The organism is Rouxiella sp. T17 (genome assembly GCF_036663475.1).
Classification (GTDB): Bacteria; Pseudomonadota; Gammaproteobacteria; order Enterobacterales; family Enterobacteriaceae; genus Rouxiella.
In genome coordinates this window covers 174,543-193,521 of sequence record NZ_JAWUEA010000026.1, presented here as the reverse complement: position 1 = coordinate 193,521, position 18,979 = coordinate 174,543, and the positions used below count along the sequence as shown (strand labels likewise).

General features: G+C 54.8%; 15 protein-coding genes. 11 read left to right on the top strand and 4 right to left on the bottom strand.

Annotated elements, in window-relative coordinates; genetic code table 11:
- Positions 1-73: 73 nt before the first annotated feature.
- Together SC206_RS07510 and SC206_RS07505 are read left to right on the top strand one after the other, a co-directional pair.
- Positions 74-1,288, top strand: a complete 1,215-nt coding sequence (locus SC206_RS07510) for an efflux RND transporter periplasmic adaptor subunit (RefSeq protein ID WP_332735843.1) — start codon at positions 74-76, stop codon at positions 1,286-1,288.
- A 13-nt stretch (positions 1,289-1,301) separates the two neighbouring features.
- Positions 1,302-4,472 (top strand): efflux RND transporter permease subunit, encoded by a 3,171-nt coding sequence (locus SC206_RS07505; protein ID WP_332735718.1) that lies wholly within the window; start codon positions 1,302-1,304, stop codon positions 4,470-4,472.
- 135 nt (positions 4,473-4,607) lie between these two features.
- On the opposite strand, the gene SC206_RS07500 is transcribed toward SC206_RS07505, so the two are convergent.
- From SC206_RS07500 to SC206_RS07490, 3 genes are all read right to left on the bottom strand, one after another.
- Complete coding sequence (locus SC206_RS07500; RefSeq protein ID WP_332735716.1) at positions 4,608-5,069, bottom strand: RrF2 family transcriptional regulator; 462 nt, start codon at positions 5,067-5,069, stop codon at positions 4,608-4,610.
- A 36-nt stretch (positions 5,070-5,105) separates the two neighbouring features.
- Positions 5,106-5,306, bottom strand: a complete 201-nt coding sequence (locus SC206_RS07495) for a hypothetical protein (protein WP_332735714.1) — start codon at positions 5,304-5,306, stop codon at positions 5,106-5,108.
- 839 nt (positions 5,307-6,145) lie between these two features.
- Entirely contained in the window at positions 6,146-7,441 is a 1,296-nt protein-coding gene (locus SC206_RS07490; protein WP_332735712.1) for an NCS2 family permease, read from the bottom strand.
- Between the two features lie 296 nt (positions 7,442-7,737).
- On the opposite strand from SC206_RS07490, the gene SC206_RS07485 reads away from it, so the two are divergent.
- Together SC206_RS07485 and ppk2 are read left to right on the top strand one after the other, a co-directional pair.
- Positions 7,738-8,649, top strand: a complete 912-nt coding sequence (locus SC206_RS07485) for a LysR family transcriptional regulator (protein WP_332735710.1) — start codon at positions 7,738-7,740, stop codon at positions 8,647-8,649.
- Between the two features lie 196 nt (positions 8,650-8,845).
- Entirely contained in the window at positions 8,846-9,769 is a 924-nt protein-coding gene (gene ppk2, locus SC206_RS07480) for a polyphosphate kinase 2 (protein WP_332735708.1), read from the top strand.
- Between the two features lie 33 nt (positions 9,770-9,802).
- Here the strand turns inward: ppk2 and SC206_RS07475 are convergent, their stop codons facing one another.
- On the bottom strand, positions 9,803-10,690 hold the full coding sequence (locus tag SC206_RS07475; protein ID WP_332735706.1) for a LysR family transcriptional regulator: 888 nt from the start codon (positions 10,688-10,690) through the stop codon (positions 9,803-9,805).
- A 114-nt stretch (positions 10,691-10,804) separates the two neighbouring features.
- Between SC206_RS07475 and SC206_RS07470 the strand changes: the two genes are divergently transcribed.
- The 7 genes from SC206_RS07470 to SC206_RS07440 all read left to right on the top strand — a co-directional run bounded on the left by SC206_RS07470 (position 10,805) and on the right by SC206_RS07440 (position 18,925).
- The gene (locus SC206_RS07470) at positions 10,805-12,430 is read left to right on the top strand and encodes an MFS transporter (RefSeq protein WP_332735704.1); all 1,626 of its coding nucleotides are present in this window, start codon (positions 10,805-10,807) and stop codon (positions 12,428-12,430) included.
- Positions 12,431-12,845: 415 nt separating this feature from the next.
- Positions 12,846-13,388, top strand: coding sequence for a Csu type fimbrial protein (locus tag SC206_RS07465; protein WP_332735702.1), 543 nt, complete (start codon positions 12,846-12,848; stop codon positions 13,386-13,388).
- A gap of 95 nt (positions 13,389-13,483) precedes the next feature.
- Positions 13,484-14,002 (top strand): Csu type fimbrial protein, encoded by a 519-nt coding sequence (locus SC206_RS07460; protein ID WP_332735700.1) that lies wholly within the window; start codon positions 13,484-13,486, stop codon positions 14,000-14,002.
- A 12-nt stretch (positions 14,003-14,014) separates the two neighbouring features.
- The gene (locus tag SC206_RS07455; protein ID WP_332735698.1) at positions 14,015-14,554 is read left to right on the top strand and encodes a Csu type fimbrial protein; all 540 of its coding nucleotides are present in this window, start codon (positions 14,015-14,017) and stop codon (positions 14,552-14,554) included.
- Between the two features lie 16 nt (positions 14,555-14,570).
- A complete protein-coding gene (locus tag SC206_RS07450; RefSeq protein WP_332735696.1) occupies positions 14,571-15,377 on the top strand; it encodes a fimbrial biogenesis chaperone in 807 nt (268 codons plus the stop codon).
- Between the two features lie 18 nt (positions 15,378-15,395).
- Positions 15,396-17,915, top strand: coding sequence for a fimbria/pilus outer membrane usher protein (locus tag SC206_RS07445; RefSeq protein WP_332735694.1), 2,520 nt, complete (start codon positions 15,396-15,398; stop codon positions 17,913-17,915).
- A complete protein-coding gene (locus SC206_RS07440) occupies positions 17,915-18,925 on the top strand; it encodes a Csu type fimbrial protein (RefSeq protein WP_332735692.1) in 1,011 nt (336 codons plus the stop codon). The genes SC206_RS07445 and SC206_RS07440 overlap by 1 nt, the downstream gene beginning before the upstream one ends.
- The last annotated feature ends 54 nt before the right edge of the window (positions 18,926-18,979 follow it).

Sequence of the window (18,979 nt, the reverse complement as noted above, 5' to 3'; positions counted from 1 at the left end):
GCAAAGGACGTCACGTCGGTGGACAGGACCGATAGTCATGGCTGAGGGCGTTTATTCACTGGAAATAAAAATAATGATCAGCAGGCAATATTCTCATCAGCGACCTCAGGGTGGTCGCGCCGTCACGTCCCTTCTCGTGCCACTTTCCGCCGTCGCCTTGTTGGTGGCTCTGCTTTCGGGATGTGACAACAGCGTGGCGCAAAACGCACCGCCACCGCCGCCTGCCGTCAGCGTTGCCGACGTGGTCGTTAAACCAATTAAGCAGTGGGATGAGTTCACCGGACGCGTCGAGGCCGTGCAAAGCGTGCAGCTGCGACCACGGGTTTCCGGTTATATCGATCGGGTGAATTATCAGGAAGGCGACGAAGTTAAGAAAGGTCAGGTGCTGTTTACCATCGACGATCGCACCTACCGCGCCGCGCAGGAACAGGCGAAAGCCGAGCTGGTTCGGGCTAAAAATCAGGCCGCTCTGGCGCGCAGCGAATCTGCCCGCACTGAAAAGCTGGTGAGCTCCGAGGCGATTTCTCGAGAGCTCTGGGAACAGCGCCGTTCCGCCGCGGCTCAGGCGCAGTCTGACGTGCTGGCCGCGCAGGCGCAGCTGGACATGGCGCAGCTCAACCTTGATTTTACTCGTGTTATCGCTCCTATCGACGGCAAAGCCAGCCGCGCAATGATAACCGCCGGTAATCTGGTGACCACCGGCGACAGCGCCAGCGTGCTGACCACCCTCGTTTCACTCGATAAAGTTTACGTCTACTTCGACGTCGACGAAGCGACCTTCCTGCGTTATCAGTCGATTGCCCGTGCGCAAAGCCAAAAAAGCGCGCCGTTGCCGGTTCACGTGGCATTGGTTGGCGAAGAAGGTTATCCACATCAAGGCGTTATCGACTTCACCGATAACCAGCTCACCGCCAGCACCGGTACCATTCGCATGCGCGCGCTGCTCGATAATCGCGACCGCAGCTTCACGCCCGGCCTGTTTGCCCGTGTACAAATGCCCGGCAGCAACGAATTTAATGCCCTGCTGATTGACGACAAGGCCGTGCTCACCGATCAGGATCGCAAATACGTTTACGTGGTCGATTCTGCCGGAAAAGCCGATCGTCGGGATGTTCGACTCGGCGCGCTATCCGACGGTTTGCGCGTCGTGCAGCAGGGGCTGAAACCGGGCGATCGCGTGGTGATCGACGGCGTACAAAAAGTCTTTATGCCGGGAATGTCGGTCAACGCCAAGCGCGTAGAGATGGCAAAAAATAGCTCGCCAGCCGCCGCTGACGCCGCACAATAACAGGATCCCAACCATGGACTTTTCGCGCTTTTTTATCGATCGCCCCATTTTTGCGGCCGTGCTGTCGATCCTCATTTTAGTCACCGGCGCTATCGCCCTGCCGCTGCTGCCGGTCAGCGAATATCCCGACGTCGTGCCGCCTAGCGTGCAGGTGCGCGCCGAATATCCGGGTGCCAACCCGAAAGAGATTGCCGAAACCGTCGCCACGCCGCTCGAAGAGGCGATTAACGGCGTCGAAAATATGATGTACATGAAATCGGTGGCCGGTTCGGACGGCGTGCTGGTGACCACCGTGACTTTCCGCCCCGGAACCGATCCCGATCAGGCGCAGGTTCAGGTGCAAAACCGCGTGGCGCAGGCGGCAGCTCGACTGCCCGAAGACGTGCAGCGTCAAGGCGTGACCACCCAGAAACAGTCGCCAACCATGACGCTGGTGGTGCATCTGTACTCGCCTTCCGGCAAATATGATTCGCTCTATCTGCGCAACTACGCCACGCTGAAAGTCAAAGATGAGCTGGCGCGGCTGCCGGGCGTGGGTCAGGTGCAGATTTTTGGTGCGGGTGAATACGCGATGCGCGTCTGGCTCGATCCCAATAAAGTCGCGGCGCGTGGTTTAACGGCTTCCGACGTAGTCACCGCGATGCGCGAGCAAAACGTGCAGGTTTCGGCGGGTCAGCTGGGCGCAGAACCGATGCCAAAAGAGAGCGATTATCTGCTGTCGATTAATGCGCAGGGTCGTCTCAAGGATGAAAGCGAATTCGGCAATATTATCCTTAAAACCAGCGAAGATGGGTCTATCGTCCGCCTTCGTGACGTCGCACGCATCGAAATGGGCTCAGGTAGCTATGCGCTTCGTTCACAGTTAAACAATAAAGACGCCGTCGGCATCGGTATTTTCCAGGCGCCGGGCGCGAATGCCATCGACCTTTCCGACGCCGTGCGGGCAAAAATGGCCGAGCTTTCGACGCGTTTCCCCGATGGCCTGACGTGGCGCGCGCCGTACGATCCGACCGTTTTCGTGCGTGATTCAATCAGCGCGGTGGTTCACACCCTGCTCGAAGCCGTGGTGCTGGTCGTGCTGGTGGTGATTCTGTTCCTGCAAACCTGGCGCGCCTCGATTATTCCACTGTTAGCGGTGCCGATTTCGGTTATCGGTACGTTTAGCATTCTCTATTTACTCGGTTTCTCTCTTAATACGCTAAGCCTGTTCGGATTAGTATTAGCCATAGGGATTGTCGTCGATGACGCCATTGTGGTGGTAGAAAACGTCGAGCGAAATATTGAGGAAGGATTGGCACCGCGTGACGCGGCACATCAGGCGATGCGCGAAGTGTCGGGGCCGATTATTGCTATCGCGCTGGTGCTCTGCGCCGTGTTTGTGCCGATGGCGTTTCTGTCGGGCGTAACCGGACAGTTCTACAAGCAGTTTGCGGTGACTATCGCTATCTCGACCGTTATTTCGGCCATCAACTCCCTGACGCTGTCACCCGCGCTGGCGGCGCTGCTGCTGAAATCGCACGGCGCGCCGAAAGATGTGCCGTCGCGCATTATCGATCGCTTATTTGGTTGGATCTTCCGCCCGTTCAACCGCTTTTTTAACGCCAGCTCGCACAAATATCAGAGCGCGGTGGCTAAGACGCTGAGCCGTCGAGGCGCGGTATTTGTGGTCTATATTCTGCTGCTTGGCGCGGCCGGATTTATGTTTAAAGTAGTGCCCGGCGGATTTATTCCGACCCAAGATAAACTTTATCTTATTGCCGGTGTGAAGATGCCGGAAGGCTCGTCGCTGTCGCGTACCGACGCCGTGGTGCGCAAAATCAGCGCGCTTGGGCTGCAAACTGATGGCGTGATTGACGCCGTCGCTTTCCCGGGCCTCAACGCGCTGCAATTTACCAACACGCCGAATACCGGCACGGTATTTTTCGCGCTGAAACCGCTGAGCGAACGTACCCGCACGGCGGCGCAGATTAATGCTGAAATCAACGCCAAGATCTCGCAGCTGCAGGAAGGTTTTGCGTTCTCAATTATGCCGCCGCCGATACTCGGTTTAGGTCAGGGCTCTGGCTATTCACTTTATATTCAGGACCGCGCGGGTCTCGGCTTTGGCGCGCTGCAAACGGCGGTGAATACGATGTCGGGCGCGATTATGCAAACGCCGGGCATGAGTTTCCCGATCTCCGCCTATCAGGCCAACGTTCCGCAGCTCGAAGCGAAAATCGATCGTGACAAAGCCAAAGCGCAGGGCGTGTCGCTGAATGAACTTTTCAGTACGCTACAGACCTATTTGGGCTCGGCTTATATCAACGATTTCAACCGCTTTGGCCGCACGTGGAAGGTCATGGCGCAGGCCGACGGTCAGTTTCGCGACAGCGTTGAAGACATTGGTAATCTGCGCACCCGTAATGATAAGGGCGAGATGGTGCCGATTGGCAGCATGGTCAATATCACTACTACTTACGGGCCGGATCCGGTGATTCGTTACAACGGCTATCCGGCGGCGGATTTAATTGGCGACGCCGATCCGCGCGTGCTTTCCTCCGCAGAGGCGATGACCGAAGTCAGCGCGCTGGCAAAAAATCTGCTGCCTAACGGGATGAATATTGAATGGACCGACCTGAGTTATCAGCAATCGACGCAGGGCAACGCCGCGCTCATCGTCTTCCCGATGTCCGTGCTGCTGGCTTTTCTGGTGCTGGCCGCGCTGTACGAAAGCTGGACGCTGCCGCTGGCGGTGATTCTTATTGTGCCGATGACCATGCTTTCCGCGCTGTTCGGCGTGTGGTTAACGGGCGGCGATAACAATGTCTTTGTGCAGGTTGGATTAGTCGTGCTGATGGGGCTTGCGTGCAAAAACGCCATTCTGATTGTCGAGTTTGCTCGCGAACTCGAGCTGCAGGGCAAAGGAATTGTCGAGGCGGCGCTGCAAGCCTGTCGCCTGCGTTTGCGCCCTATCGTTATGACTTCAATAGCCTTTATCGCCGGTACTGTGCCGCTGATCCTCGGACACGGCGCGGGTGCTGAAGTTCGCGGCGTGACGGGCATTACCGTATTCGCGGGCATGCTCGGCGTCACGCTGTTTGGGCTGTTCCTGACGCCGGTATTTTACGTCGCGTTGAGAAAGCTGGTCAGTAAAAAAAGCGAGGCTAAAAGCGAGGTGGTTACGGCTCCGCAAACGGAAAGTTAAGCCTTAAAATTTACGGTTAACTCACAGAAAAACAGAAACTAAAAAGGGACACGTCGCGAGAGGTGTCCCTTTGTTTTTACTGAATGTTTATCACAGTGCGTACTTTCAGAAACTCATGTCTTCAGAAATGGGAAGCTACTTGGCGACCAGTTCTTCGCCGCCGCAGCTGTAGCTGCCGTTGCGTTCGAATTCGGCTAGCGCATCGGCGACGGTGTAGCGCGCCAGAACGGCCATTGACGCCTCTTCGGCCTCGTGGACAACCGATTTGAAATAGCCGCAGGCGTTGGCGCTGACCAGACACTTGGCGGATCCTTCGGGACGCGCGGCCCACAGGCGTTTATCTTCGATGACGCTGGTATAAATATCACGCAGCGTAATGGCATCGGCGAGACGACCCAGACGAATGGAACCGGTACGACCGAGGGTCGAGACAATAATGCCTTGATGGGTTAACGGCACCATCAGTTTGCGAATAAAGCTTGGATTGGCTTCCAGGCTCGCTGCCAAAGTCGCACTGGTACAGCGATGACCGGACTTTTCAGCCAGTGCCACACTAAAAACCATCTGCATTGCTGTCGGAAAGCGAAAATCTAACATGTCGTTATCCTGGTAAAGCGATTTAAAGAAGCCTGTTCATCGATGAAAATCAGTATCGATGAAGTGCTCAATAATATAACAAATAATGGGGTAATTTTGAAGTTTCAGAGCACCAAAAGGCCCTAAAACGGAGAAAAGATGTTTTCCTTTTTTAATTTCAAATTTAATTTTAAGGGCAAAATCTTGGTCTTTTGATTCAAAAATTGCTTTTAGGTTCAAGTTCAACTTCAACTGCATGCGCTCTGCTTACTGCGCGGCGGCGCAGACCGCCCAAAGAAGCGCAGTCGGGTTTAGATTTGAAAATCTAATAGCAAACTTTTAAATTCAACTTCAAGTTCAACTGCATGCGCTCTGCTTACTGCGCGGCGGCGCAGACCGCCCAAAGAGGCGCAGTCGCTCGCCCCTTTGGAATCCCAAGCTTTTTTTCCACAGCTGGTACATGAGGACTAGAAAGTTACATCTTTGCAGTGACCATCGCGAGTGGCGTTGGTCGCGGCGCTTCGCGCTTCCGTCACTTTGCTCAGAAGCCAAAAACGTCTTCTTCACGCCGTTCCGCGCCGCCCTGAGACCGCCAATTACAGCTCTTAAAGCAAGGGCGGAAACTCTTAGGCGGTCAAGGACCGATCTTTCAACCTAAAAATTATTGTTTGAGGGATCGGCTTTTGACCGCCTGAGAGTTATCGGTTTTTTATTTTTAGCTATTATTGGCGGCCTCAGGGCGGCGCTGAGCGTAGTTGAGCAAGACGTTTTTGGCTTGTGAACGTAGCGAAGGAACGGCGAAGCCGCGCGACCTACGCCACGCGCGGGAGCATCTGGAAAGATCTACGAATGTAGTCCTCACGTTGCAACTTTGGAAAAAAAGCGCGGGATTCTCAAGGGTGTTCGCTTAGGAACATCCTTGAGGCGGTCTGCGCCGCCGCGCAGTAAGCGAAGCGCATGCAGTTGAACTTGAACTTAAAATTAAACTTAAACTTAAAAACCAATTTGCAATTAAAACAAAAAAGCGAGTTTGAATTAAAAATCCAAACTCGCCTTTTAAAAAATTGCCTTTAGATTCCAAATCTAAATACCAAAGCTTATGCGCTCAGCCAACCAAGTTTAATAACAAACAACAGTGATAACACCACCATTGCGGTGTTCAACTCCTTCCAGCGCCCGCTAAGCAACTTCACCAGCGTCCAAGTGATAAACCCAAACGCGATACCGTTGGCAATCGAATAGGTCAGCGGCATCGTCAACGCAGTGACCGTCACCGGCGCGGCGACGGTAATGTCCTTCCAGTCGATTTCAGCCAGACCCGATGTCATCAATACGGCGATGAACAACAGCGCAGGCGCGGTCGCAAAGGCCGGAACGCTGCCCGCCAGCGGAGCGAAGAACAGACTTAGCAGGAACAGAATCGCGACAACGATAGCCGTTAAGCCAGTACGTCCGCCGGCTTCTACGCCAGCCGCAGATTCGATGTAACTGGTCGTTGTTGATGTCCCCAACAAAGAGCCAAACAGTGCAGCAGCGCTGTCAGCGACCAGAGCACGGCCCATCTTCGGGATATTGCCGTCGGCGTCCGTTAAGCCCGCACGCTTGGTCACACCAATCAATGTGCCGGAGTTGTCGAACACGTCAACGAACAGGAAGGCGAAGATTACGCTAATCAAGCCAACGTTGAATGCGCCTTTGATATCAAGCTGCATAAAGGTCGGGGCGATCGAAGGTGGCATCGACATCACGCCACCAAACGGCGTAAAGCCCAGCGCGATAGCGAGAATAGTGACCGCCAGAATGCCGATCAATACGGCACCGGTGACGCGGCGTGCTTCCAGTACTACGATGATAATAAAGCCAAAAATCGCAAACAATGGCGCAGGCTTGGTCAAATCACCCAGACCCACCAGCGTCGCAGGATTGCCAATCACGATGCCGGAGCTTTCAAGCGCGATAAGGGCGAGGAACAGACCAATACCGGCGGCAATCGCCGAACGCAGCGGCAGAGGAATGCTGCGAATAATCCATTCACGAATTTTGAAAATTGATAACGCGAAGAAAATACAGGCTGAAAGGAAGACCGCACCTAAAGCAATCTGCCAGCTGTATCCCATGTGCAGCACGACGGTATAGGTAAAGAAGGCGTTTAAACCCATGCCCGGCGCAAGCGCGATAGGGTAATTGGCGATGAATCCCATCAACGCGGAACCGATTGCGGCAGCCAGACAGGTCGCGACGAAAACCGCGCCTTTGTCCATGCCGGTCGCGCCTAGAATCGACGGATTGACGAAAAGAATGTAGGCCATGGCCAGAAACGTGGTGATGCCCGCCAGAATCTCGGTACGAACGTTAGTACGGTGAGCCTTGAGTTTAAATATTTTCTCTAACATTGGTTGTCTCTCGGACGCGCGCTATTCAATACACGCTTGTTATAAGTTTTGTTTTTCAAAACACGTCCGCGCGACAAGAGTACAGAAGGCAAGATTCGTCTGACTCGAAATAAAACCACACGGAAAAACTGCGTGTTTTGACGAACCCTGTCATCACTGCCTGTTATTTATAGCCAATTTGTAGAAAAACATCAGAAAAACCTGTTTCCATACAGATCTCGTACAATCTAGGAAAAATAGGTGATGCAGTCCATAATAGATATCTCACTATTTCACTGCAAAAATTAGTACACCCTATGTCGCCATTCTCTCGCTTTTCACAATATTTCGTTGAAGTTGCCCGTACGGGAAGTTTGCGCAAGGCCGCCGAGGTGCTGCACGTCTCGGCTTCGGCGATTAATCGGCAAATTTTGCAGGCCGAAAAGACCATGGAAACGCCGCTCTTCGAACGTCTGCCAGCAGGGTTAAAACTGACCTCGGCGGGTGAAGTACTGTTTGATGACATTAAACGTTGGCGCAAAGAGTTTGCCCGCACGCGTGAAAGATTCGATGAAATGCAGGGTTTACGTCGCGGCCACGTCAGTATTTCGATAATAGCGGCGTTAAGTGAAGGTTTGATGGCGCAGCTTATTGCCGACGTGGGCAAAGAGTTTCCGTATCTGACATTCAATATTCGTATTGAAGAGAGCCGTAATATTAGTGAACACGTCAGTTCGGCCGAGGTCGATTTTGGCCTGCTGCTCGACCCTATCGAGCACACGGGTCTAGAAGTTCGCGCGTTTGCCGAATTACCGATTGGTATCGCGATGCCGATTGGGCATCCGCTGGCCGAAAAAAAGTCGCTGTCATTCGGCGATATCACGGATTATCGGCACATTATTCCCTCCGAACCGCTGATGGTAAACGCGCGTGCCAAGCTGTTGTATAACCGCTATCAGCTGCACGAGGCGCCTTCGATTGTCTGTAACGACGTGCGGATGATGCGCGAGCTGATTCGCAAAGGAGCCGGAGTTGGCGTGCTCAGCCTGCTCGACGTTATTCCCGATTTGCAGGAAAAACGCCTGGCTTTCGTGCCGTTACAGGGCCATAGCGTCAAACCGCTGACCCTCGCGCTGTGCGTCGCGCCTCGTCGCCAGCTTTCCCGCGCGGCGCAAATCGTGATTCAAAAGATGATTGTGATGATGGAAAAACTGACGCTGGATGCCTGACGCCCATAAAATTGCCGCTGTGTTTAATGCGCCATTGCTGGCAATAATTCCTTCATAAAACAGAAGCTTAAATGTCACCTTACTGTCATAAAAATGTCACCTCCAGTACCAATAATCCTACTGAATTTATTGCGTTTGCAGCATGACATTTTTTGCAGCATGACTTTTTTGCAGCATAACATTGAGGGAAAGCGTTATGGCTATGCACGAGAACGGTTCAGCAGGTGAATACACCTTTAACCAACGCTTATTACAAGAATTTTATGACAGCTACGACGAAGAGCTGGAGATGGAGCTGGACGATCGTCGCCTTGGCGATGGCGAGCCGGAATCAGACGATTATAAAACCTGGCGCAAACAGTATTTCCGCGAACTGCTGCGTTTGCAGGGCGAATTGGTCAAGATGCAGGATTGGGTGATGCGCACCGGCCATCGGATGGTGATTATTTTCGAAGGTCGCGATGCCGCCGGCAAAGGTGGCGTGATTAAAAGGATCACTCAACGGCTCAATCCGCGCACCTGTCGCGTTGCCGCCCTGCCCGCGCCTAACGATCGCGAACGCACCCAATGGTATTTTCAGCGCTATATCGCGCAACTGCCTGCCGCCGGTGAAATGGTGCTGTTTGACCGCAGCTGGTACAACCGCGCGGGCGTCGAAAAGGTCATGGGTTTCTGTACCGATCAGGAGTACGAAGAGTTCTTTCGCAGCGTGCCCGAATTCGAAAAAATGCTCACCCGCAGCGGCATTCAAATAGTGAAATACTGGTTTTCAATTACCGATGAAGAGCAGGAATTACGTTTCCTGAGCCGTATTCACGACCCGTTGAAACAGTGGAAACTCAGCCCGATGGACCTCGAGAGCCGCCGCCGCTGGGAAAACTACACCGCCGCCAAAGAGGTGATGCTCAAACGTACGCACATTCCAGAAGCGCCGTGGTGGATTGTGCAGGGCGTCGACAAGAAAAAAGCGCGCCTGAACTGCATCAATCACCTGCTCGAACAGGTGCCTTACGAAGAGATGGAACCGCCGACCATCACCCTGCCAAAGCGCAATTACAGCGATGATTACAAGCGCACGATGCTGCCTGAAACCATGATTGTCCCCGATTTGTATGAGTGATCATGCGCTTTCTCGCGGCGCAGGCGGGATCGTTCACTCCTCACTTAACACCTTCTTTTCGCTAAGAAAGTCGATGAACACGCGAATTTTGGGCAATAAATGACGGCTGCTCGGCCAGACCACCGAAAACTTGCCGCCATCGCTGATAAAATCTTCCAGCAGCGAGACCAGCTCGCCCGACGCCAGATACTCTTTGACGATAAATTGCGGCGCATAGGTTAAACCAAGGCCGCGCAGCGAGGCCTGTAATAATCCTTCGAGATTGTTAAAGGTTAGCGCAATTGGCAGATCTCTTGGCTTGCCGTCGGCGAAATCCCAGTTCTGCAACTGGCCATTTTTTGTAAAACGGTAACGCAGACAAGCGTGCCGTGATAAATCTTCGGGCCGCCGTGGCGCAGGGCAGCGAGCTAAATAGTCGGGACTGCCGACTATCACGAAACGAAAGCTGCCAAGCGAGCGCGACATCATTTCCGAATCGGTCAGCGCGCCGCTGCGCATGGCGATATCCACTCCTTCGGCGATGATATCGACCATCCGATCGGTGAAATCCAGCTCCAGCTCAATTTCCGGATAACGCTGCATAAATTCGGCAAGATACGGCAGCAGCATTCGATAGCCAATGTGCGGCAAACTTACCCTCAGCTTGCCGCGCGGCGTGGCCGACAGGCGCAACAGCTCGTTTTCGGCCTCTTCAATTTGCGAAACAATCGACTGGCAGCGTTCGAAAAACAGCTGTCCTTCGTCGGTAAGGCTGATGCGGCGGGTGCTGCGGTTAAACAGCCGCACGTTAAGCCGCGCTTCAAGTCGCGCGACACTTTTGCCCACCGCCGAGGCAGAAATACCCAGGCGTTCGCCCGCCGCGGTAAAGCTCTGACACTGTGCTGCCCGTACAAACGCCAGCATGCCGTTGATATTGTCCATCTCACCTCTTGCCATTAGAGCGTTTTTGTCCTTAATCCTCGGACAAGCAGCCCGTTTCCGTCAAATTCAGGACAATTTATCATCTTGGGTCTTAACCTTATCTGGAGAAGCCCGATGACGCATCCCACAATTTCGCCTTTATCTACCCCCTCTTCTTCATCGACCCAAAAGCCGGCGAGCAAAACGCCCGTGCTGTTCGCAATTTGTCTGGCGGGGATTATTTTGCCGTTGAGCTTTGTCAGTGGATCGATTGCGACGCCGGTCATTAGCCGCGAATTAGGTGGCAGCGCGCAGGCGCTGAGCTGGATAACCAACGCCTTTATGCTGAGTTTCGGCTGCTTTCTGATGGCGGCGGGCGCGCTGGCCGACGAGATAGGCCGCAAAAAAGTCTTTATCATCGGCGTCTCATTGTTCACCCTGTTTTCCGGATTAATCGGCTTCAGCTCAAGCCTGCTGTGGATTGACCTGATGCGCGCGGCACAAGGCATGGCGGCAGCGGCGGCGTTGGCGGGCGGATCGGCCTCATTGGCGCAGGAATTTGAAGGCCGGGCGCAGCTGCGCGCCTTCAGCCTGCTCGGCAGCAGTTTTGGCGTCGGTTTAGCTTTCGGGCCTTTCCTCGCCGGTTTGCTGATTGCGCATTTTGGCTGGCGCGCCGTGTTCCTCTCTTCGATGGTGATCGCGCTGCTGTCGCTTTCAATTGGCGTAACGCGAGTGCGCGAGTCTAAAAATCCGCAGGCGGCAGGCATTGACTGGCCCGGTACGCTGCTGTTTACCGCCATGCTCGCCTCGCTCACCTGGGGATTAATGGAGATCCCGGCTTACGGCGCGGCTAGCGTGCAGGTACTGGGATTGATGGCGTTGACCGTCGTGCTGCTGACACTGTTTGTCTGGGCCGAAAAGCGCGTTCGTCATCCGATGCTGGATCTTTCACTGTTCCGCTATGCGCGTTTTATCGGCGTGCAGGCGCTGCCGCTGGCGACCGCCTTTGCCTTCGTGGTGCTGCTGGTGCTGCTGCCGATGCAGTTTATTGGCGTGGCCGGCATGTCTGAAGAGCGGGCCGGACTGATGATGATGGCGCTGTCGGTGCCGATGCTGGTGGTGCCGCTGTTTGCCGCCTTACTGACGCGCTGGATTTCGGCGGGTCTGGTTTGCACGGCAGGTTTAGTGATTTCAGCGGGCGGCCTGATGTGGCTGAGTCAGGCGATTGCCAGCCAAACAATGTCAGCGACGCTGCTGCCGATGGCGCTAATTGGCATCGGGATTGGACTGCCGTGGGGATTGATGGACGGGCTGTCGATAAGCGTGGTACCGAAAGAGCGTGCGGGCATGGCGACAGGAATTTTCAGCACCACGCGGGTGGCGGGCGAAGGGATTGCCCTCGCCATTGTCGGCGCGATGCTGGCGGGTTTTGTCGGCCAAAGCGTGGCTAAGCTATTGGCAAACAGTGAAAATCTATTGGCAAGCGGTGGGAATCTACGGGCAAGCAGTGGAGATCTCGCGGTAAATCTGGGAAGTCATGGCGCGAGTGTCGCGGTTCAGCGTCTGGCGACCGGCGATGTAAAGCAGGCTTTGCTGGCCCTGCCGACCAGTAACGCGCAACAGCTTACGGCGGTTTATGCCGATGCTTTCCATCAGTTATTGCTGTGGCTGGCGGCAATCACGCTGATTTCAGCCGTTATCGTCTATGCGGCACTCTGTTTAAAGAAAGAGCCAGCACCCCAATCCATAAAAGAATGTTAACTTTATTTTAATTGTCAATTTACAAAGCCTAAACGTAAATCTGACAAAGAACAAACATTACCAAAAGGGCATGCTGGCGATATTTTGCACTGCCTTTTTAGGTAAATAAGGATTTAAATCGATTCTTCGCAAGATGCTAAAAAGATCTCCTTAAGTTAATTTTATTAAATTATATTAGGGTACGACCGAATGTTTCATAAGGTTGATTAATGTTTTGCCACCCGCCCGTGATGGCCAGATCCGCAAAGGATCGACAGCAACGAGCAGGTCTAGAGTAAACGATAACTTTTGCCCCAGAGCAAAAGGCTCGCCCACGTATTGCTTTGTTTTGCTGTTGATTTCAAACCACCAAGGATTTCCACTCGCAAGTTTCTTGCGTGAAGCACATCAGTGTAAGTTGTTATTGGGAGTCATCATGGGTACTAAACACATAGCTTTATCTGCGCTGTTAGCAGCGGCAACGTTCTCTCTGTCATCAGGCGCATTTGCGGCGGGCACTCTGACAGGTCAAATCGGCGTTCAGCTGACGATTAGTGCAGGTTGTACCGTAGGCAACGGCAGCGTTACTGCAGGTGTTAACCAATGGGGTAACATCAACTTTGGTAACTATTCCGACCTGACCAACGTGGTCAACGGTACGTTGATTGGTGCTAATGGAACCTCTGCGGTCACCGTGACCTGCAGCACCGGCCTGACTCCAACGTTGTCACTTAATGCCGGCAACAACGGCGGAACCGGCGTGCGCGCCATGACCGCAGGCGGCGCGACCACTATTCCTTATCGTCTCTATTCCAACACCGCGCGTACCACCGAAATCGGCATCAATACCCCGATTGCGCTGGCCATCGGTGCGCAGGACTTCCCGATTTATGCACGCGTACTGCCTGCCGATCAGACCACCACGGCTCCGGCTGCTGCTACCTATAATGATACCGTCGTCGCTACGATTGCATGGTAACATCTGACATTCAGGGCCTAACAAGGCCCTGTTTATCAGTGCCTTAAATGGAATGGCAAGGTATAGCAAGGGAATGGCAAGCGAAGGGAAGAGGTATGAGATTTCAGGTACGCGTACTACCACTGCTTTTCCTCCTGCCTTACGGTTTAGGCGTATCTGATTGCGCCCGCGCCGCTACCCTGTCCGTTCAAGCTACCCTGTTACCCGCGTGCGAAGCCGGTACGGTCACCTCCGGTGCCATCAGTTATGGCACGCTCAATTTCGGCAATTATGCCTCATTAAACAGTGTCATTAATGCCACCAGCGCCCAATTGGCAGGATCGATCCGCGTGAAATGCGTCAATGGGCTGAGCTACAAAATTTTCATGGATGGCGGAAAAAGTGGCAGCGTGACCAATAGAACGATGGTCAACACCACCAATACAAGCCTGACGGTGCTCTACAACTTATATACCGATGCCGCCCGCGCGACCGTGTGGAATAACACTGTCGGCGTGAGTGATGTCGGCAACGGCGCCGATCAATGGCACACGGTTTATGGCCGCGTTCCGAGCCAAACGACGCCCGCCGCCGGTATTTACAGCGACACCGTTAATGTCACCGTCAGCTGGTAAGCGGAGGCTACCATGATAAAGCCGCGCCATCTGCTGCTCCCAACCCTGCTCACCGGCCTGCTGTTCGCGCTTCCCGTTCGGGCCGCGACAACGCCTGCGCTCACCTTTACCGTTTCCGCTGTCATCACAAAAGGCTGTGCCTTTGGCAGCACGCCCGTCAGTCCGATAACCAACCTCGGCACGATGAATTTCGGCTCCTTTTCTACCGTACCGAGCAACGTCGATATCGCCAGTACCAGCGGCGCAGGGTCGGTAGTCGTGACCTGCACGCCCGGCACTGCCGTCAGCATCGCGATGGATTACGGTATTCACGGCGGCAACGTGACCCAGCGTTATATGGCCAATGCCGCCGGAACCGAAACCCTCGCCTATCAGCTTTATCAGAACAACGCCCGCACTTTGGTCTGGGGCACAGGCGCGCAGGCGATGACCGTCGCCTCGTTTCCTGCGACCACGCAAACGTACACGGTATATGGCCGAATGTTTGCCGTCAGCACGCTACCGTCCGCCGGTACTTATACCGACACGGTGACTGTGACTTTAACTTACTGACAGATAGGATTTTATTATGGTTTTATCCACATTGCGTTCTTTAGCCCGCTGGGCCGTTATTGCCGCCGCGTTTACCGTCAGCGCCTCTTCCCTTGCCGCCAGTTCAGTGCTGGTGTGGCCGGTTTACCAGATTATCGAATCGGATCAAAACGGTTCTGCCCTGTGGCTGGAGAATCGCGGGGCGGATCCCGTTACGCTGCAAATTCGTGTCTACGCCTGGAAGCAGGACAACTTTAATGAAACCTATGCCGATCAAAGCAACATCGTGATCAGCCCGCCTTTTGCGACCGTCGCGCCGGGCGAGCGTCAGCTGATTCGTTTAATCCGCAATACGCCTGCCCCGGCGCGCACGGAACAGGCTTACCGCATTATCATCGACGAAGTGCCGTCTTCTTTAAATCAGCCTAAAGAATCTGGCAAACCGATGGTGGGATTACAGCTGCAAATGCGTTATCTGCTGCCGCTGTTTATCGACGGCGAAGGGCTGTGGACCGACGAACGCACCGACATTAAGCGCGACAGTGATTCAGCCACCAAACCGATTTTAAGCTGGAGCCTGCAAAACGTGGGCGGCAAACCTTATCTGCAAGTTCATAACAGCGGCATCGTTCACGCGCGTTTGAGCAACGTGTTCTGGTCGGCGAGCAATAACCAGAAGCAGGCCGTTAAAACCATGACCACCGGCTTCCTTGGCTATGTTTTACCGGGTAAAACCATGCGCTGGCCGCTGCCATCAGGCGCGGGAACGCCAAGCTCGAGCAGCCAGCTCAACGCGCAGATTGCCGATAACACCCGGCCTATCGTCATTAAATACGGCGAATAAAGGCAGGAGCCTGGCTGCATGCAAAAAAGACGTCAGACCCTGAAAACGCGTTTGAAGGGTCGTCGAAGCCTGTTTTATGTCAGCGGACTGAGTCTGCTGACTTTCGGTGCCCAGGGGCAGGAGTACTCCTCGCTGCCCGAGCCGCCGCGCGCCGCGCCGGTGGTCAGCAGCGCGACCTACTATCTTTCGCTGGTGGTGAACGGGCAAACCGACAATCAGGTGGTGCCGGTGGTGTATCGCAACGGCAGCTATCTGGTGGAATCAGGCATTCTGTCTAAATATCATGTTCATCTTAACGGACAGCAGCAGGGACTGGTCGACGTCGGCGCGCTGCCCAACGTCAAGGCCAGCTACAAGGCGTCGGCGCAGCAGCTGATTATTACCATGCCGGACGACTGGCTGCCCAAGCAGGATATTCAGAGCGCGCGGCTGCTGAATTACACCCCCGCGCAGAGCAGCAACGGGGTGCTGTTTAACTATGACTCCTACTATTCCGACCCGTATCACGGCTCGCGGACGCTGGCGACCTATCTGGAACAGCGGCTGTTCAGCAGCGTCGGCATTCTCTCCAACACCGGAACCTGGCGCACCAGCGTTGATGACGGCAGCGATAACGAAAGCGCAGGTTATCAGGATGGCTATCTGCGCTACGACACCTATTGGCGCTACAGCGACGACCAGCGGCTGATCAGTTATCAGGTCGGCGACTTCGTGAGTAACTCGCTGACCTGGAGCAACTCGGCGCGCATGGGCGGCCTGCGTATAAGCCGCAACTTCGGCGTGCGGCCTGACGTGGTGACCTATCCGCTGGTGCAATACAGCGGCACGGCGGCGGTGCCGACCTCGGTCGATTTATTTATCAACGGCTACAAGGCCAGCAGCAGTAATCTGAATTCCGGGCCGTTTACGCTCACAAACGTGCCTTACATCAACGGCGCGGGCGAGGCGACGGTAGTCACCACCGATGCGCTCGGACGGCAGGTTTCAACCTCGGTGCCGTTTTATGTCTCCAACCAGCTGCTGCAAAAAGGGCTGACCGATTTTGACTTCTCGCTCGGCAAGGTGCGTAACAATTACGGCCTCGACAGCAACGATTACGGCGATCCGGCATTCAGCGGCATCTATCGGCTCGGCGTAACCAACTCTCTCACGCTTTCGACCCACGCCGAGGCGACCAAAGGGTTGCAGCTCGGCGGCGTGGGCGCGGACATCGCGGTCTGGCGGCTTGGCACATTGAGCCTCGCGGGCAGCCAGAGTCGCGCCGATCATCGGGTGGTCGGCACGGCTTATTACGGCACCGACAGCCTGACCCAGACGCTGACCAACAGCGCGGCCTACAATGATTTCGGCGGTTATTCGATTGAAGATAAACGCACCAACGGCTCGCAGTACGTGGTCGGTTACTCTTATTACTCCACCCGCTACAGCGTCGCGGTGCAGCGCTCCTCGCGCACCGACGGTTATCAGGATATTACCTCCTACTCCAATAATTCGCGTCTGAGCCGCCGCGCCGATCAGGCCACCTTCAGCGCCTCACCTTTTGGCGCGTCAAACGGCACGGTGGGCATCGGTTATTTTGACGTCGAAGCCGCCGATGAGAGTCACACCCGACTGCTGAACCTCTCCTACAGCCGCTCGCTGTGGGGGCAAAGCAGCATGTTTTTATCAGCCAACAAAACGCTGGGCGAAACGGGTTACAGCGCGCAGCTGCAATTTATTATCCCGCTGGACTTCGGCGCCAATCTTAATATCGGCAGTCAGCGAGACAATCAGGGCAATTATCAGCAGCAGATTGGTGCCAGCAAATCGGTGCCAACGGACGGCGGCGTGGGTTGGGATCTGGCCTATTCCACCGGCAACAATGCTTATCAGCAGGCCGACGTGACGTGGAAAACCCACTACGCAACGTTGCAGGGCGGGGTTTACGGGCCGAAAGGCGAATACACCAACTGGGCGGATGTCAGCGGATCGGTGGTGTTTATCGACAACGATTTCTTTATTTCCGACAAGATTAACGACGCCTTCGTGGTGGTCAATACTGAAAATTATAGCGGCGTGCCGGTGCTGTATGAAAACCAGAAAATCGGCGATACCGACCGACGCGGGCATCTGCTGGTGCCGAACGTCAGCTCGTTCTATCCGGCGAAATTTGATATCGACACCCTGCCCCTGCCCGCCGACGTGATTGCGCCAGACGTCTCGAAACGCGTTTCCGTACGCGAAGGCAGCGGCGTGGTGGTCGATTTCCCGGTGAAAAAAGTGATGTCGGCGACCATTCGTCTTAACGACGCCAGCGGTCAGCCAATCAAACTCGGCTCGCTGGTGACGGAAGAGAACAGCCATCAGGTTGCCGTGGTCGGCTATGAAGGGTTGGTCTATTTCACCAACTTGCAGGTTCACAACATGATTACCGTGCAGCTTGAGGACAAATCGTCCTGCCGCCTCGCCTTCGACCTGAATCCTGAAAATCACAGCATCGAGCAGGTCGGCCCGCTGGTCTGTCGCCCGAACGCGAGCGCGCCACAAGGAGATAAATAATGAAACCTATTACCGGACTGCGTGCCGGACTAAATGCCGGACGGCGTGCCGCAATCATGCTGCTGTTGAGCCTCGCGGGAATGGGCACCGCGCTGGCCGACTGTACCAACGGCACCGGCGCGGCGACCGGCAGTGCAAGCTTCGGCACGCAGAGCTCGTTTACCGTCAACGGCACGCAGCAGCTGGTGACCGCCAACACCGGTTATCGCTGTACGGGCGGCGCGTTGGCGCTGCTGGCAACCAATACGATTCGCGTTACGCTTTCTTCCAGCACCAACGGCACGGGCACCACGCCCCGACTCTTTGCCGCCGCCAACGGCGCGATCCCGGCGGGTTATGTGCCTTACACGCTGTGCATAGATTCCGGCTGCGCGAATACCGTGCCTATCGGCGGTTCGTATACTTACACCCAGACCTCGCTGCTCGGCCTGCTTGGCCTGTTCACCGGCACCAACGGTACGCTGCCGCTGTATGTTAAAACGACCTTGGCTAACGTTCCCGCCGGTACTTACAATGACACGCTTAACCTGAGCTGGGCGTCACACGTCTGCTTTATCGGCATTTTGGGGCTCTGTTCTTACACTGACCAAACCGCCACCACCACCATTCCCGTAACGCTGGTGGTCACCAATTTTTGCTACCTCGACAGCGCGCCCAACGTCAGCTTCGGCTCCAATCCGTTCCCGAGCAACTTTACTACGCCAGTTACCAGCAACAGCCTGAGCGTGCGCTGCACCCAAAGCGCGGCTTACACCATCAAAATGACCAGCAGCAATCCGTTGGTTGGCAATTATCGACAGATGTCGTCGCTGATTAACGGCACCACATATTATCTGCAATATCAGATACTCAAGGCGGATGCGACCGTCTGGTCACCGACCAACGATCAGGGGGCGACGGGCAACGGCAATTCGCAGGCGGTAGGGTATACGGCGCAGGTTAATACCACGCAGGCAAACGTGCCCGCCGGAACCTATAGCGATACCGTGACGGTTACCGTGACTTATTAAACTAGAGATTCAAGAAGATAAGCTGGAAGAAAGGCAAGAAGAGAAAGAAATTGA